The organism is Anoxybacillus amylolyticus, from assembly GCF_001634285.1.
GTDB lineage: Bacteria > Bacillota > Bacilli > Bacillales > Anoxybacillaceae > Anoxybacteroides > Anoxybacteroides amylolyticum.
On sequence record NZ_CP015438.1, the window covers coordinates 1,781,207 to 1,795,432 of the forward strand.

The following is a 14,226-nucleotide window of genomic DNA, read 5'->3' on the forward strand; positions in this document are numbered from 1 at the left end:
ATTACTATACAAATAGTCGTTTCAATGTTATTATTAATAAGGACACAAATTTTTGTAGAAGGGGTGACGTTTTCGTATATGAGTAGTCGAAGTTCGAACGAACCAGAACCGGACTACAGCGGGGAAGCATTGCCTTTTTCTTTTCGAATGAACGAGCTACTCTCGAAAACGAGCTCCATTCGAAAAGAGGAGATAGCAACCTTCCTCGCTTAGGAAAAGGAGGAAGTGTGCTTATGATGAAAATGTATTTGTCCAATGCAAACGGAAAAATCGAAGAAATTCATGAATTAAAAAATGGCTGCTGGATTAATTTAATCGCGCCAACGGAAGAAGAAATTCGTTATATTGCGAACCACTTAGACATTCCGATCGATTCGATTAAAGACGCGCTCGACGATGAAGAAAGGTCGCGCATTGAAAAAGAAGATAACCATGTTCTTATTATCGTGGATATTCCGATCATCACCCAAGACGAAGTGGATGGTTCGATTTACGAAACCATTCCGATTGGCATGATTATTACGAACACGTGCTTTATAACCGTTTGTTTACAAGAGAACCCGATTTTTCAAGAGTTTGCAAATAACAAAATTAAAAACTTTTACACCTTTATGAAAACGCGATTTGCGCTGCAAATGCTTTACATGATTTCCACGTACTATTTGCGTTATTTAAAACAAATTAACCGCCGAACGAGCGAAATTGAAAAACGATTACATCAGTCGATGAAAAATGAAGAATTATTTTCGCTTCTTAGTATGGAAAAAAGCTTAGTGTATTTTACTACTTCGTTAAAAGCCAACAACATCGTCATGGAGCGGCTGATGCGTTTAAATTATTTACGAATGTATGATGACGATCAAGAACTGCTTGAAGATGTCATCATTGAAAACAAGCAGGCGATTGAAATGACAGAAGTGTACAGCAGCATCTTAAGTGGTATGATGGACGCCTTTGCTTCTGTTATTTCCAATAACTTAAATATCGTGATGAAATTTTTAACTGCCATTACGATTGTTTTGTCGTTGCCAACAATGGTCGCAAGCTTTTACGGAATGAACGTGCCAATTCCATATCAAAACTCTCCGCACGCTTTTTTAACGGCGATGCTTATTTCTGCGTTATTATCTAGTGCTACAGCGTTTGTGTTTTGGAAAAAACGCTATTTTTAAACAAAAAGGGCTTTCCCTATATGGAAGGCCCTTTACTTTTTGACGACGCCATTCCTCCAGACAGCACAAACTTCATTGCTTCTTCCGGTTTTACGTCAATGATTTCTATGTTTGATTTTGGTACTAACACAGTGATCCCAGCCATTTGAAACGTTTGTGGAATATATACGGCGACATGGTCTTCTAATGAATGAAAAAGCGTATCGACTGCTTCTGTTGTGATAAACCCGATACACTTCGCTTCCGTGTTCGGCCATTTGACAAGCACGACTTTAGCGAATGATCGCTTTTCTCCGACAAACGAAGCGATTGTATCTTTTAACACGGAATAAACGGTTTTCATAAACGGGATGTTTTCTAATAGTCGGTCAATCCACTTAATCACCCAGCCGCTAATATATTGCGTCGACATCCAGCCCAGGACGGTAATCAAAGCGAATGTACATACAATCCCAATTCCAGGGACGTAAGCATCGTGCAAATAAGGTTTAACATATTTCCCTAATAGTCCGTCAAAAAAAGCAAATACTTTCACGAACACGTATATTGCTAGAATGATCGGCACAATCGTCAACACACCGTTAATAAAATTTTTGACGAAAAACCTCATGTGTCTCCCTCCTTCATTTTCCTTTATCACCTTATCAAGTTTTATGCAAAAAGACAAGATGATTAAAACACGAACATTATTAAATTTAATTAATAAAAAAGTTCGTTTTTATAGTTGACTCGCTCGCTTTTCCCTGCTATAGTTACAAATGGAAAAAACGATAGGTTGGAGGATTTTCAATGAAATCGCATTACGATATCATTGTTGTCGGCGCCGGTCCGGCAGGAATTTTTACTTGCTATGAGTTAACGTTAAAGTTGAAAGGCGCAAACGTTCTTCTTATTGATAAAGGGCATGATATTTATAAACGGCATTGTCCGATTTTGCAAAAAAAGATTGAAAAATGTCCGCCACCTGCGGGAAAAAAAGACTATGCAGGCTGTGTACCTGCCTGTTCGATTACGAACGGATTTGGCGGAGCCGGAGCGTATTCAGATGGGAAATTTAATATTACGAGCGAATTTGGCGGGTGGATGACGGACTATTTGCCTGCATCGACAGTGCTAGAACTCATTCGTTATGTGGATGCAATTAACTTAAAACACGGAGCGACGGAGTCCATTACTGACCCAACGACAGAAAAAGTGAAAGAAATTGAGCGACGTGCCTATGCGGCGGGGTTGAAGTTGTTAAGAGCGAACGTTCGTCATTTAGGAACGGAACAAAACTTAGAAATTTTAAAAAGCATTTATGAATATTTGCGCGAACATATCGATATGGAATTCCAAACAGAAGTAGAAGATTTAGTGACCGAAAAACAAGACAATACGCATGTCGTAAAAGGGATTTTATTAAAAAACGGAAACACAATCACCGCTGAAAAAGTAGTCATCGCACCGGGACGTGACGGGTCGGCATGGCTTTCGAAGCTATTAAAAAAACGCCGGCTCCACATGATTAACAACCAAGTCGACATCGGCGTGCGCGTCGAAACATCGAATATTGTCATGGAAGAAATTAATGAGCATTTATATGAAGGAAAGTTTATTTTCAACACATCGGTCGGCACTCAAGTGCGGACGTTTTGCAGTAACCCGTCCGGTCATGTCGTCGTCGAAAACCATTCCGGCATTATGTTAGCGAACGGACACGCCTACAAAGACCCAAAACTTGGAAGTAACAATACGAATTTTGCGTTATTAGTATCCCATAAATTTTCGGATCCGTTTGATAAACCAAATGAGTATGCGCACGAAATTTCTCGCTTAGCAAACGCCTTGTCGAACGGCGGCATTATTGTGCAAAAATATGGCGATATTTTAAAAGGAAGGAGGTCTACTGAAAAACGCTTAAAAGAAGGATTTGTTGAACCAACATTAAAAGAAGCTGTTCCTGGTGATTTAGGGCTGGTGCTACCATATAATACAATGAAAAGTTTAATGGAAATGACAGAAGCATTAAATCACGTCACGCCAGGGCTTGCTTCTGAACATACGCTGTTTTACGGGGTGGAGGCGAAGTTTTATTCTGCTCGTCCAAAGCTAAATGACCGGTTTGAAACGGAGATTTCCGGGTTGTATGTAGGCGGAGACGGCGCAGGTATTACTCGCGGGCTAGCGCAAGCAAGTGCATGTGGCGTTTGGATTGCTCGCGATATTGTGGAAAAACTGACGAGATAAAGGAAGGTGTCCCAAAAGACTCGGGACACCTTTTCCCATTACCTTATATAAGCATAAAACAATCACTAAGAAACAATATGTTGTGTTTTGTTTAACATCTTTCCGAAATTCATCTCCCACTTCTAAACGAAGTGAAAGTGGGAGATGAATTTCGGTGAGGCGTAGGTATGAGTTGTTTCTTTTTTGTGTTATGATATAATCAGTATTAGAAAAATGAAAGGTTGTTGTATAAATTAAATTAGACAGTAATAACCATTCAGTATTCCTGTTGTATTATCATCTTGTTCTGGTTGTAAAATATCGCAGACAAGTGATTGATGATACCATATCTGACTATGCAAAAGATATGTTTGTGAGATTGGGGAAAAATTACAATATTTCCTTGGTCGAATGGAATCACGATATGGACCATGTGCATATTTTGTTCAAAGCACATCCGAATAGTGAACTATCAAAGTTCATCAATGCCTATAAAAGTGCAAGTTCTCGACTGATTAAAAAGCATTTTCCGCAAGTGAAAAGAAAACTGTGAAAAGAATATTTTTGATCAAGAAATTTTTTCCTGTTTACAACGGGCGGTGCCATCCTTGAAGTAATAAAAAAATATATAGAAAATCAAGGGATGAAGTGATGTGGTGTCGATATGGTAAACAAATCATATAAATTCCGTCTGTACCCAACAAAAGAACAAGAACAGCTGCTTGCCAAAACCTTCGGTTGTGTCCGTTTCGTTTATAACAAAATGCTTGAAGAACGCATACAAATTTATGAAAAGTTCAAAGACGACAAAGAAGCTTTGAAAAAACAAACATTTCCGACCCCTGCCAAGTACAAAAAGGAGTTTCCTTGGCTTAAAGAAGTGGATAGCCTTGCGTTAGCAAACGCCCAATTGAATTTGCAGAAAGCGTTTCAAAATTTCTTTTCGGGTCGTGCTGGATTTCCAAAGTTCAAAAACCGCAAGGCGAAACAGTCGTACACCACAAATGTGGTCAATGGCAATATTCAACTTTCAGATGGCTATATCAAGTTACCCAAACTGAAATGGGTCAAGTTCAAGCAACATCGGGAGATTCCTGCCCACCATATCATCAAGGCTTGTACGATCACGAAAACAAAAACAGGAAAATACTATGTTTCTATTCTCACCGAATACGAACATCAACCTGTCCCCAAAGAAATACAAACGGTTGTTGGGCTTGATTTTTCCATGAATACGCTGTATGTCGATAGCGAGGGTAAGAGAGCCAATTATCCTCGTTTCTATCGGCAAGCATTGGAAAAATTAGCGAAAGAACAACGGATATTATCACGCCGAAAGAAGGGTTCTAATCGTTGGCACAAACAGCGTTTGAAAGTAGCGAAGCTACATGAGAAAATAGCGAACCAACGAAAAGACTTTCTACACAAAAAATCATACGAATTAGCGAAACAGTATGATTGCGTGGTCATCGAAGACCTCAACATGAAAGGGATGTCGCAAGTCCTGAATTTCGGCAAGAGCGTTCATGACAACGGCTGGGGGATGTTCACGACATTTCTTCAATACAAGTTAGAGGAGCAAGGGAAAAAGCTTATCAAAATAGATAAGTGGTTTCCATCATCTAAAACTTGTTCATGTTGCGGTCAAGTAAAGGAATCTTTATCGCTTTCTGAGCGTACATTCCGCTGTGAATGTGGATTCGAGAGCGACAGGGACGTCAATGCGGCAATCAATATCAAACATGAGGGCATGAAACGATTAGCGATAACCTAACTTGTCCTCGAACCGTGGGACACACGGGGATCGCTCAGTCAACTTCCCGTCATGAGATGGGATTACCTGAGAAGCCCCCACCTCTAAGCGAAGCGTAGGTGGTGGGAGCATGTCACGGAAAATCACCCTTTTGGGTCAGTCTCTTTTTAATTATTATAGTAAACTTATTTTTAAAAAAGGTTGACAATACAATATCTATTGCCATACGATAAATGTAATCACACGTTGTGTGAAAGTGATAGAAGGGGGAGAGGCGTCATGCCAGATTGGTTAGCACTTGCCGACCGTGTATTAGAGGGAGAAGAAATTACGGATAACGAAGCAGAAGCGATGTTAGATTGCCCAGATAGCGAACTGCTTTTATTAATGCAAGGGGCGTATACAATTCGCCGGGCGTATTTCGGCAATAAAGTAAAATTAAATCGGATCATGAACGCAAAATCTGGTCTATGCCCGGAAAACTGTGGTTACTGTTCTCAGTCGTCGATTTCAAACGCACCGGTGCAAACGTATAAAATGGTGGATAAAGACACGCTCGTTCGCGGGGCAGAAGAAGCGTACCGTCAACAAATCGGCACATACTGTATTGTGGCAAGCGGCCGTGGACCGAGCGATAAAGAAATCGATGTCGTTGTGTCGGCCGTCCAAGAAATTAAAGAACGATTCGGGCTAAAAGTGTGTGCCTGTTTAGGAATTTTAAAACCAGAGCAAGCGTTGCGACTAAAAGAAGCGGGGGTGGACCGTTACAACCATAACATTAATACGTCAAAAGAACACCACCCAAATATTACGACGTCGCATACATACGATGATCGTGTCCAAACGGTCGAAACGGTAAAACAATCGGGAATGTCGCCATGTTCGGGAGTGATTATCGGCATGAAAGAAACGAAACAAGACGTGATTAACATGGCGCGCAGCCTAAAAGCGCTCGACGCTGACTCGATACCGGTAAACTTTTTGCATGCGATTGACGGTACGCCGCTTGCAGGGACGAACGAACTGAATCCACGGTACTGTTTAAAAGTATTAGCGCTGTTCCGTTACATTAACCCGACAAAAGAAATTCGCATTTCTGGTGGACGGGAAGTGAACCTGCGCTCATTGCAGCCACTTGGGCTATATGCAGCCAATTCGATTTTCGTTGGCGATTATTTAACAACTGCTGGTCAAGAAAAATCAAAAGATTTTCAAATGCTTGAAGACCTCGGTTTTGAAATCGATTTTGTTCCTCAGCCTGTTTGCTAAACTGCTTTCAATACGGAAGCAGTTTTTCTTTTGCCAATCAATCACTTACTTTCATGAAAAAGTTTTTCGCTGCATACTATCTCAATACAGAGAAAAAAAGGGGGAGCAATGCATGACGTATCTCATTAAACCGCATCTCCACCGCACGTATCCGACGGTGCGATCAGCGAAAGGCATATACGTGTACGATACCGATGGAAAAAAGTATCTCGATGGCTGTTCCGGAGCGGTAACAGCAAACCTTGGTCACGGGGTACAAGAAATAATTATGGCAATGAACAAACAAGCAGAGCAAGTAGCGTTCGTGTACCGTTCGCAGTTTACGAGCGAAGTGGCAGAGAAACTAGCAGAGGCGTTAAATAAGCAAATAGGGTACAGTACGTATTGGACATTTCTTGTCAACAGCGGTTCGGAGGCGACCGAAACAGCAATGAAAATTGCCATTCAATATTGGCAAGAACAAGGGCGAAAAGGGAAAAACAAAATTTTATCGCGCTGGCTAAGCTATCATGGCATTACGATTGGCGCCCTTTCATTATCAGGTCATCCAATGAGGCGTGCACGTTTCGTTCCGCTCCTCGAAGATTTTCCGACCGTTTCGCCGCCATATTGCTTTCGTTGTCCGTATGGACTGACATATCCTAGCTGCCAATGGCGCTGCGCGGATGAACTGGAAACGGCAATCATTCGCACCGGTGCAGAACATATTGCTGCGTTTATTGCCGAACCGATTATTGGCGCGGCTGGGGCGGCAATTACCCCGCCGGACGGTTACTATGAACGCATTTATGACATTTGCCGTCGGTATGACATTTTGTTCATTGCGGATGAAGTGATGACAGGGCTAGGGCGGACAGGAAAAATAATGGGGCTTGACCATTGGAATGTACAAGCGGACATTATTGCGCTTGGGAAAGGATTGGGGGCAGGGTATACACCGATTGCTGCAACTTTAGCAAGCCAGCGTGTCATGGAGCCAATTATAAACGGTTCAGGGGTCATTATGAGCGGGCATACGCTAAGCGCAAATCCGCTATCGGCGTCTGTCGCACTTGCGGTGCTAAAATATATCGAGCAACATCACCTTGTACAGAGGGCGCACGAGATAGGAACATATTTATTCATGAAACTACGAAACTTGCAAAAACAGTTTGCTTGGATTGGCGACGTCCGCGGCAAAGGATTATTGCTCGGCATTGAGTTTGTCGTAGCAGGAAAAGAAATGGTTCCAAGCGACCTTGCCTTCACTGATCTCGTCGTCACTGTCGCTCAACAGAACGGACTGCTTGTCTATCCAGCCGCTGCCGGCAACGGAAAAGATGGCGCAGCCATTATCATCGCCCCGCCGCTAACCATCGAGCGATCGCAAGTCGATGAACTCATTGATTTGCTTGAACAAACGTTTCGGGAAGTACAACGACGATGCCCCGTAATTTTAAAAAGGAATGATGACAATGGTTCGAAATGAGTATGGAAAAATTATTTCAATCGAGCAAGCCACCGCTTATATTACCGACGGCTGTTCGTTAATGGTTGGCGGATTTGGCGGGATCGGTTCGCCGCCGTCGTTGTTGCAAGCGATTATGGAAAGAGGAGTTGGAGAGCTGACGCTCATTTGTAACGACACCGCTTTTCCTCATCTAGGCGTTGGTCCTCTTATTTGTGAAGGAAGAGTAAAAAAAGCGATCGTTTCCCACATCGGCTCTAATCCAATCGCTGGACAACGGCTTCACGATGGAACGTTAGACGTCGAGTTTTGTCCGCAAGGGGTATTGGTGGAGCGAATTCGTGCTGGCGGAGCTGGACTAGGTGGCATTCTTGTTGATATCGGCGTTGACCATGAGTGGCTTGGAGCTGGAAAACAAGTCATTGAAGTGAATGGAAAGCGCTTTCTTTTAGAGCAGCCGCTCACTGCCGACGTATCGATTGTGTATGCGAAAAAAGCCGACCCGTTTGGCAATTTAATTTATGACAAAAGTGCGCGCAATACGAATCCGCTCGTTGCGATGGCGGGGATGATAACGATTGCCGAAGTCGAAGAAATCGTACCGCTTGGTGCATTAGATCCAGAAGCAATCGTTACACCGGGTGTATTTGTCAACTATATTGTACAAAGCAATGGGGTGAACTGGAAATGGATATGGGAAGAGAACGTATCGCCAAGCGGGCAGCGCAAGAATTAACGGATGGAATGGTCGTTAATCTTGGTATCGGCATTCCTTCGCTTATTCCAAACTTTTTAGGTGATAAGCGCATATTTTTTCAAGCAGAAAATGGAGTGCTGGGCATTGGAAAAAGTCCGTCCAAAGGAAAGGAAGACCCCAATCTTTGCAACGCGGCGGGCTATCCGGTAACCGTCGTTAGCGGTGCTTCCTATTTCGACAGTGCTACGGCGTTTGCGATGATTCGGAAAGGACTAATTGATGTCACGGTATTAGGGGGATTGCAAGTAAGTGAGAAAGGAGACTTAGCGAATTGGATGGTACCGGGAAAACGGGTGCCAGGAGTCGGTGGCGGAATGGAGCTGGCGCAAAAAACAAAAAAAGTGATTGTCGTCATGAGCCATGTCAACAAAGACGGCGAGCCGAAAATTGTTTCGACGTGCACATTGCCGCTCACGGCAAAACGGTGTGTCGACTTAATCATTACCGATCAAGCAGTCATTGAAGTGACAGACGAAGGGTTATTGCTAACGGAAGTGATGGCTCCATATGATGTAGAAGATGTTGTGCGCCAAACTGCTGCACCACTACGTGTTGCGGCTGGGGTAAAGCGCGTTGAGTGAAAGAGGGAGGGGAAAGAAAGATGAACGACCTTCATCGTTGGTTCATCAAGAAAAAAAAAGCGGGCATCGAACTATTAAGACGCCTCGTCCAAGAGGCAAGTACGCAAACGAACGAAGCAACTGCCCAAGCGCTCATTATCGAAAAATGTCGCCAGTTGCAGCTGGAATTGGACATATGGGAACCAGAAATCGACCAATTAAAAAGGAACCCATATTTTGTTTCTACACGTACGACCTTTCTCCATAGCCCGAATGTTGTTGCGGTATGGAAAGGAACAGGCGGTGGACGATCGCTCATTTTAAATAGCCATATTGACGTTGTGCCAGAGGGGGATGTTACCCAATGGAAGGAGGATCCATACAGCGGCAAAGTGGAAGATGGTAAGTTGTATGGGCGTGGTGCGTCAGATATGAAGGGCGGGACGGTCGCGCTTTTATTAGCAATCGAAGCATTAAAAACGCTCGGTGTCCGTTTGAAAGGAGATGTTATTTTCCAAAGCGTCATCGAAGAAGAAAGTGGAGGGGCAGGGACGTTAGCGGCTATTTTACGTGGGTATCGAGCGGACGGAGCTATCATTCCCGAACCAACCGATATGAAACTATTTCCAACGCAACAAGGTTCGCTTTGGTTTCGAATTACCGTTCGCGGAAAATCTGCGCACGGTGGGACGCGGTATGAAGGGGTCAGCGCGATCGAAAAAGCATGGACGGTCGTTCGTTGCCTCCAGCAATTAGAAACAAAACGAAACGAGCGTATTGACGACCCATTGTATGCGCACGTTCCGATCCCGATCCCTATTAATATCGGCACGATTCGTGGCGGGACTTGGCCTTCGTCCGTGCCAGATTGTGCCGTATTAGAAGGGAGAATGGGGGTCGCACCGAATGAAACAATCGAGCAAGCAAAGCATGAGATGAAAGAGGCACTTTGCGCGCTTGGAGAACAAGATGAATGGCTGCAATCGAATATCGAACTAGAGTGGTTCGGTGCTCAATGGTTGCCTAGTTCGCTTAAGCTGACGCACCCGTTACTACAGACAATGATAAAAGCGTATCGCCAAGTAAAGGGAGAAGACCCGATCATCGAAGCGGCTCCGTGGGGCACGGACGGTGGGTTGCTTACCCAAGTTGGAGCAATTCCGACAATTGTGTTCGGACCAGGAACGACGGCGGTCGCACACTATCCAAACGAATATATTGCTATTGACCGCGTCTTAGAGGCAGCCGAAATGATTGCCTACGCCATAATGGACTGGTGCGGGGTTGAGGAATCGTAAGGAGGGGGAATTTGATGGAGCAAACGATTCAGACAGAGCGGTTTGCTGCGTCCGCTATTTTTGACGATTTCAATGAGCGGATGCGCGTCGAAGATTACCGTGGTTACGTACCTGCGCTAATCGACTACGTGACGGATGCAGCGCAACAAAAAGGATACACAAAATTAATTGTAAAAGCAAGGTATGAACATTTGTCAATATTTATTGAAAAAGGGTTTCAATATGAAGGGTGGATTCAAGGCTATTTTAATGGCAGTGATGCTCATTTGTTAGCACTCTATTTCCAACAAGAGCGAAAGACGAGCGAAAACGCCAATATGGAAGACCAAATCGTGGCATCCATCCAAACAAAACCGCGTTTCGTTTCTTTAGCGCCACTTTCGGAGGAATATACGATGCGGAAGGCAGAACCCGCGGATGCCGAAGCGCTAGTGAATTTATATCGGTCGATTTTTGCTATTTATCCTTCCCCTCTCCACGACTTGTCGTATGTAGAAAACTTGTTGAGAAAAGGGGCAATGTTTTACGCCATCGAGCACGATAAGCAAATTGTTAGCGCTGCCTCGGCAGAAATCAATGAAATGTACCATAATGCAGAACTGACCGACTGTGCGACGTTGCCTAATTACCGTACGCACGGATTAATGAAACATTTATTAAAAAAACTAGAGGAAGAGTTGAAAAAACAAGCTATTTTTTGCATCTATTCGCTCGCGCGCGCACCATCATACGGAATGAACGCTGCATTTTACCAGCTTGGCTACCGTTATAGTGGAAGACTAACAAATAACTGCTACATTTACGAAGACTTAGAAGATATGAATATATGGGTAAAAGACGTATCGCGCGCGTGATGCCTTTTTATATACCGCATACATTGCTAATAAACTTGGAAGGAGGAGTTAAGTATGTATCGCCCAAAACGCCATTGGAAAGAGGTTGAACTTTGGAAAGACGTCACGGAGGAACAATGGAACGATTGGCTTTGGCAATTAACGAATACGATTCGCACGTTAGAAGACTTGAAAAAAGTCATTCACTTAACACCAGAAGAAGAAGAAGGGGTGAAAATATCAGCGAAAACCATCCCATTGAACATTACTCCGTACTACGCTTCGCTCATGAACCCAGATGACCCGCGCTGCCCGATTCGCATGCAGTCCGTACCAGTTGCGAAAGAACAGCAGAAAACGAAATATGACTTAGAAGACCCGCTTCATGAAGACGAAGACTCGCCTGTTCCAGGTTTAACACATCGCTATCCAGATCGCGTCCTCTTTTTAATTACGAACCAATGCTCGATGTACTGTCGTTACTGCACGAGAAGACGTTTTTCCGGACAGATTGGCATGGGGGTGCCGAAAAAACAGCTCGACGCTGCGATTGAATACATCGCCCAAACGCCACAAGTGCGTGATGTTTTATTATCAGGCGGGGATGCGTTATTAGTGAACGACCAAATTCTAGAGTACATTTTAAAGAAATTGCGTGCTATTCCTCATGTAGAAATTATTCGCATTGGAACAAGAGCCCCGGTCGTTTTTCCACAGCGCATTACCGAAAATTTATGTAACATCTTAAAAAAATATCATCCAATTTGGTTGAATACCCATTTTAACACATCGATTGAAATTACAGAACAGTCGAAGCTGGCATGCGAAATGCTCGTGAACGCTGGCGTGCCTGTCGGCAATCAATCCGTCATTTTAGCAGGCATTAACGACAGCGTCCCGATTATGAAAAAGCTGATGCACGATTTAGTGAAAATGCGCGTCCGTCCGTACTATATTTACCAATGTGATTTGTCGGAAGGGATTAGCCATTTCCGTGCCCCTATTTCTAAAGGGCTTGAGATTATCGAAGGATTACGTGGTCACACTTCCGGCTATGCTGTACCAACGTTTGTCGTCGACGCGCCAGGCGGGGGAGGGAAAATTTCCTTGCAACCAAACTATTTATTGTTGCAAACACCAGAAAAGGTTATTTTGCGAAACTATGAAGGGGTCATTACGTTTTACCCAGAGCCAAAAGAGTACGTACCGAATCGTGCCGAAGCGTATTTTAAAGAGATTTTTCCTGATGTTGACGAAAAACAGTCGACCACTGGCATTGCGGCTATCGCTAACGAAATGAAGGCTGCGATCGTTCCAGAAGCGCTCAACCGGATGGAACGGCGGAAAATGTATGAAGCAGACCCAAACCATAAGTCATTAAAAGATTTGCGAGAGAAACGAAATGAATTAAAAGAGAAAAAATATCAAGCAATGCTACAAAAAACGGAGGAGCGAAAAAGCGAATGATTTGTCTTTGGTGTGGTTCTAACGAGGGGGCGGAGACCAAGCAAACAGTATATTGGGAGCTTCCCGATGGGTTGCGCGCGATTGAAATTACTTGTACGCCAAGCGTTTCGTGCCATGCGTGTGGCATGATTTATCAAGAGGAAGAAATAGTGACGACCATTGAAGACCAGCTTTTTCTTATCGACACGATTCATTTAGCGAAATCGATCACGTACGACGAACTGATGAGCCAACCGCGGCGGTTGAAACGAAACTATTTTCGATAATGCTTCACAAATAGCAAAAAAGCGATTAAAATGACAAACAACAAGAATAACGAAAGAGGATGGAGCAATGATGTGTTCGTTTTATCGCTATTTACTTAAATTTCGTGACGGAAAAAAAGAGGATCCTGTCGTTCGATTTGCCAACGGGGTGTATTACGATCATAGCTTTCCAAAAGCATCTACCGATTATGATGAAATTAGCCGTTACTTAGAAATGAATGGCGATTATTTAGAAAGCATGTCTATTTTCGATGAAACATGGGAGCGTTTTTTGCACGAGGTGTAGGCGGAAAAATGCTCCCCTTTTTTTTGAAAACGCTATCGCAGGGCACTTGCGTATGTGTCCGCTTGTTTTTCGTTGCATATAATTTAATAACAACGAGAGAGGAGGGAGTAAGATGGAAGGGGCAAAATTCACGATTGGAGATGTTGTCGTAAACACGCTATACGGAACGGTCGGGGCGATTACAGATGTGCAATATATTGACGGAGTGTTTTTATATGAAGTAAATCATAGTGCGAGTTTGTTTATGGAGCAATCGTTAGTGCTATTATCAGAGTTCTCTGGAGATGTGTGGATTACTGAGGAAGTAGAAATAGAATTGCCGTTTTTCCTCGGAGAACTTGTCTACGTGCACAACTACGATAACGACGTATTTAAAATTATTGGCGTCCGCACGGAAATTTACCGCTATCAAGAGGAAGGATGGGAAGAAATCGTTTATGAGTTGAAGCGGATAACGGATGGACTAGAGATTGAGGCAAGTATTGAGGACGTCATTTCCATCGCTTCTTCCGAAGAACCATCAGTTGTTGTAATGCAGAATATTGCGCTGCTAGGATACATTGGTCGACATGAGCCGTATCCTCTTCTGCCAGCGGCACCTTCCGAAAAAACGGAATCCGTGGACCAGTTATTAGATGTGTATAATGATTATCGGCGATTATATGAGTGGTTTGGCGATGAGCAATATAAACAACAGATGGAAATAACATTAATCACCTTGCAAAAGCTTGTCCGTGAAAAAAACTCATCTGCCTAGAAACTGGGCGAGCACATAGAAAAAGTAAGGCACCCCAAACAAAACGATCATTAAAAACATGCCGTTTGTAATAGACTCCATCATATTGTCGATGATTTCATCGACTTTATTCATGACCATCCCTCCCTGTTTTGTTATTTCCAATGTATGAAC

The 14,226-nt window shown here is 43.4% G+C and carries 15 protein-coding genes and 1 pseudogene; 14 read left to right on the forward strand and 2 right to left on the reverse strand.

What is annotated here, in order from left to right:
- The first annotated feature begins 233 nt into the window (after positions 1-233).
- Positions 234-1,172 carry a magnesium transporter CorA family protein gene (locus tag GFC30_RS09080; RefSeq protein ID WP_066324582.1) on the forward strand — a complete coding sequence of 313 codons (939 nt, stop codon included), beginning with the start codon at positions 234-236 and terminating at the stop codon, positions 1,170-1,172.
- A 16-nt stretch (positions 1,173-1,188) separates the two neighbouring features.
- Here GFC30_RS09080 and GFC30_RS09085 read toward each other — a convergent pair whose 3' ends face one another.
- Positions 1,189-1,782 carry a DUF502 domain-containing protein gene (locus tag GFC30_RS09085; RefSeq protein WP_066324583.1) on the reverse strand — a complete coding sequence of 198 codons (594 nt, stop codon included), beginning with the start codon at positions 1,780-1,782 and terminating at the stop codon, positions 1,189-1,191.
- Between the two features lie 179 nt (positions 1,783-1,961).
- Here GFC30_RS09085 and GFC30_RS09090 point away from each other — a divergent pair, with 179 nt between their 5' ends.
- The 13 genes and pseudogenes from GFC30_RS09090 to GFC30_RS09145 all read left to right on the forward strand — a co-directional run bounded on the left by GFC30_RS09090 (position 1,962) and on the right by GFC30_RS09145 (position 14,073).
- Positions 1,962-3,401, forward strand: coding sequence for an NAD(P)/FAD-dependent oxidoreductase (locus tag GFC30_RS09090; RefSeq protein WP_066324585.1), 1,440 nt, complete (start codon positions 1,962-1,964; stop codon positions 3,399-3,401).
- A 232-nt stretch (positions 3,402-3,633) separates the two neighbouring features.
- A pseudogene (gene tnpA / locus GFC30_RS16515) lies at positions 3,634-4,032 on the forward strand (IS200/IS605 family transposase).
- A gap of 12 nt (positions 4,033-4,044) precedes the next feature.
- The gene (locus GFC30_RS09095; RefSeq protein WP_066324587.1) at positions 4,045-5,154 is read left to right on the forward strand and encodes an RNA-guided endonuclease TnpB family protein; all 1,110 of its coding nucleotides are present in this window, start codon (positions 4,045-4,047) and stop codon (positions 5,152-5,154) included.
- A 258-nt stretch (positions 5,155-5,412) separates the two neighbouring features.
- Positions 5,413-6,402, forward strand: a complete 990-nt coding sequence (bioB, locus tag GFC30_RS09100) for a biotin synthase BioB (RefSeq protein WP_066324590.1) — start codon at positions 5,413-5,415, stop codon at positions 6,400-6,402.
- Positions 6,403-6,514: 112 nt separating this feature from the next.
- Complete coding sequence (locus GFC30_RS09105) at positions 6,515-7,870, forward strand: aspartate aminotransferase family protein (RefSeq protein ID WP_066324592.1); 1,356 nt, start codon at positions 6,515-6,517, stop codon at positions 7,868-7,870.
- Entirely contained in the window at positions 7,851-8,585 is a 735-nt protein-coding gene (locus GFC30_RS09110; protein WP_066324595.1) for a 3-oxoacid CoA-transferase subunit A, read from the forward strand. The genes GFC30_RS09105 and GFC30_RS09110 overlap by 20 nt, the downstream gene beginning before the upstream one ends.
- Positions 8,537-9,187 (forward strand): 3-oxoacid CoA-transferase subunit B, encoded by a 651-nt coding sequence (locus GFC30_RS09115; RefSeq protein ID WP_066324597.1) that lies wholly within the window; start codon positions 8,537-8,539, stop codon positions 9,185-9,187. The genes GFC30_RS09110 and GFC30_RS09115 overlap by 49 nt, the downstream gene beginning before the upstream one ends.
- Positions 9,188-9,207: 20 nt before the next feature.
- A complete protein-coding gene (locus GFC30_RS09120) occupies positions 9,208-10,464 on the forward strand; it encodes a peptidase (protein ID WP_066324599.1) in 1,257 nt (418 codons plus the stop codon).
- A 14-nt stretch (positions 10,465-10,478) separates the two neighbouring features.
- On the forward strand, positions 10,479-11,318 hold the full coding sequence (ablB, locus tag GFC30_RS09125) for a putative beta-lysine N-acetyltransferase (protein ID WP_066324600.1): 840 nt from the start codon (positions 10,479-10,481) through the stop codon (positions 11,316-11,318).
- A 54-nt stretch (positions 11,319-11,372) separates the two neighbouring features.
- Positions 11,373-12,764 (forward strand): lysine 2,3-aminomutase, encoded by a 1,392-nt coding sequence (gene kamA / locus GFC30_RS09130; RefSeq protein WP_066324601.1) that lies wholly within the window; start codon positions 11,373-11,375, stop codon positions 12,762-12,764.
- Complete coding sequence (locus GFC30_RS09135) at positions 12,761-13,030, forward strand: YokU family protein (protein ID WP_066324603.1); 270 nt, start codon at positions 12,761-12,763, stop codon at positions 13,028-13,030. The genes kamA and GFC30_RS09135 overlap by 4 nt, the downstream gene beginning before the upstream one ends.
- A gap of 67 nt (positions 13,031-13,097) precedes the next feature.
- On the forward strand, positions 13,098-13,316 hold the full coding sequence (locus GFC30_RS09140; protein ID WP_066324605.1) for a YozE family protein: 219 nt from the start codon (positions 13,098-13,100) through the stop codon (positions 13,314-13,316).
- 112 nt (positions 13,317-13,428) lie between these two features.
- On the forward strand, positions 13,429-14,073 hold the full coding sequence (locus tag GFC30_RS09145) for a hypothetical protein (protein WP_066324607.1): 645 nt from the start codon (positions 13,429-13,431) through the stop codon (positions 14,071-14,073).
- Here the strand turns inward: GFC30_RS09145 and GFC30_RS17615 are convergent.
- Positions 14,062-14,187, reverse strand: coding sequence for a hypothetical protein (locus GFC30_RS17615; RefSeq protein WP_274520056.1), 126 nt, complete (start codon positions 14,185-14,187; stop codon positions 14,062-14,064). The genes GFC30_RS09145 and GFC30_RS17615 overlap by 12 nt on opposite strands.
- Positions 14,188-14,226 lie beyond the last annotated feature (39 nt).

Coding starts and splice junctions, on each gene's coding strand:
- GFC30_RS09135 (WP_066324603.1), top strand. CDS start 12,761: ATGATTTGTCTTTGGTGTGGTTCTAACGAGGGGGCGGAGACCAAGCAA.
- bioB (WP_066324590.1), top strand. CDS start 5,413: ATGCCAGATTGGTTAGCACTTGCCGACCGTGTATTAGAGGGAGAAGAA.
- GFC30_RS09110 (WP_066324595.1), top strand. CDS start 7,851: ATGACAATGGTTCGAAATGAGTATGGAAAAATTATTTCAATCGAGCAA.
- GFC30_RS09095 (WP_066324587.1), top strand. CDS start 4,045: ATGGTAAACAAATCATATAAATTCCGTCTGTACCCAACAAAAGAACAA.
- GFC30_RS09090 (WP_066324585.1), top strand. CDS start 1,962: ATGAAATCGCATTACGATATCATTGTTGTCGGCGCCGGTCCGGCAGGA.
- GFC30_RS09105 (WP_066324592.1), top strand. CDS start 6,515: ATGACGTATCTCATTAAACCGCATCTCCACCGCACGTATCCGACGGTG.
- GFC30_RS09140 (WP_066324605.1), top strand. CDS start 13,098: ATGATGTGTTCGTTTTATCGCTATTTACTTAAATTTCGTGACGGAAAA.
- GFC30_RS09120 (WP_066324599.1), top strand. CDS start 9,208: ATGAACGACCTTCATCGTTGGTTCATCAAGAAAAAAAAAGCGGGCATC.
- ablB (WP_066324600.1), top strand. CDS start 10,479: ATGGAGCAAACGATTCAGACAGAGCGGTTTGCTGCGTCCGCTATTTTT.
- GFC30_RS09115 (WP_066324597.1), top strand. CDS start 8,537: ATGGATATGGGAAGAGAACGTATCGCCAAGCGGGCAGCGCAAGAATTA.
- GFC30_RS09085 (WP_066324583.1), bottom strand. CDS start 1,782: ATGAGGTTTTTCGTCAAAAATTTTATTAACGGTGTGTTGACGATTGTG.
- GFC30_RS09080 (WP_066324582.1), top strand. CDS start 234: ATGATGAAAATGTATTTGTCCAATGCAAACGGAAAAATCGAAGAAATT.
- GFC30_RS17615 (WP_274520056.1), bottom strand. CDS start 14,187: ATGAATAAAGTCGATGAAATCATCGACAATATGATGGAGTCTATTACA.
- GFC30_RS09145 (WP_066324607.1), top strand. CDS start 13,429: ATGGAAGGGGCAAAATTCACGATTGGAGATGTTGTCGTAAACACGCTA.
- kamA (WP_066324601.1), top strand. CDS start 11,373: ATGTATCGCCCAAAACGCCATTGGAAAGAGGTTGAACTTTGGAAAGAC.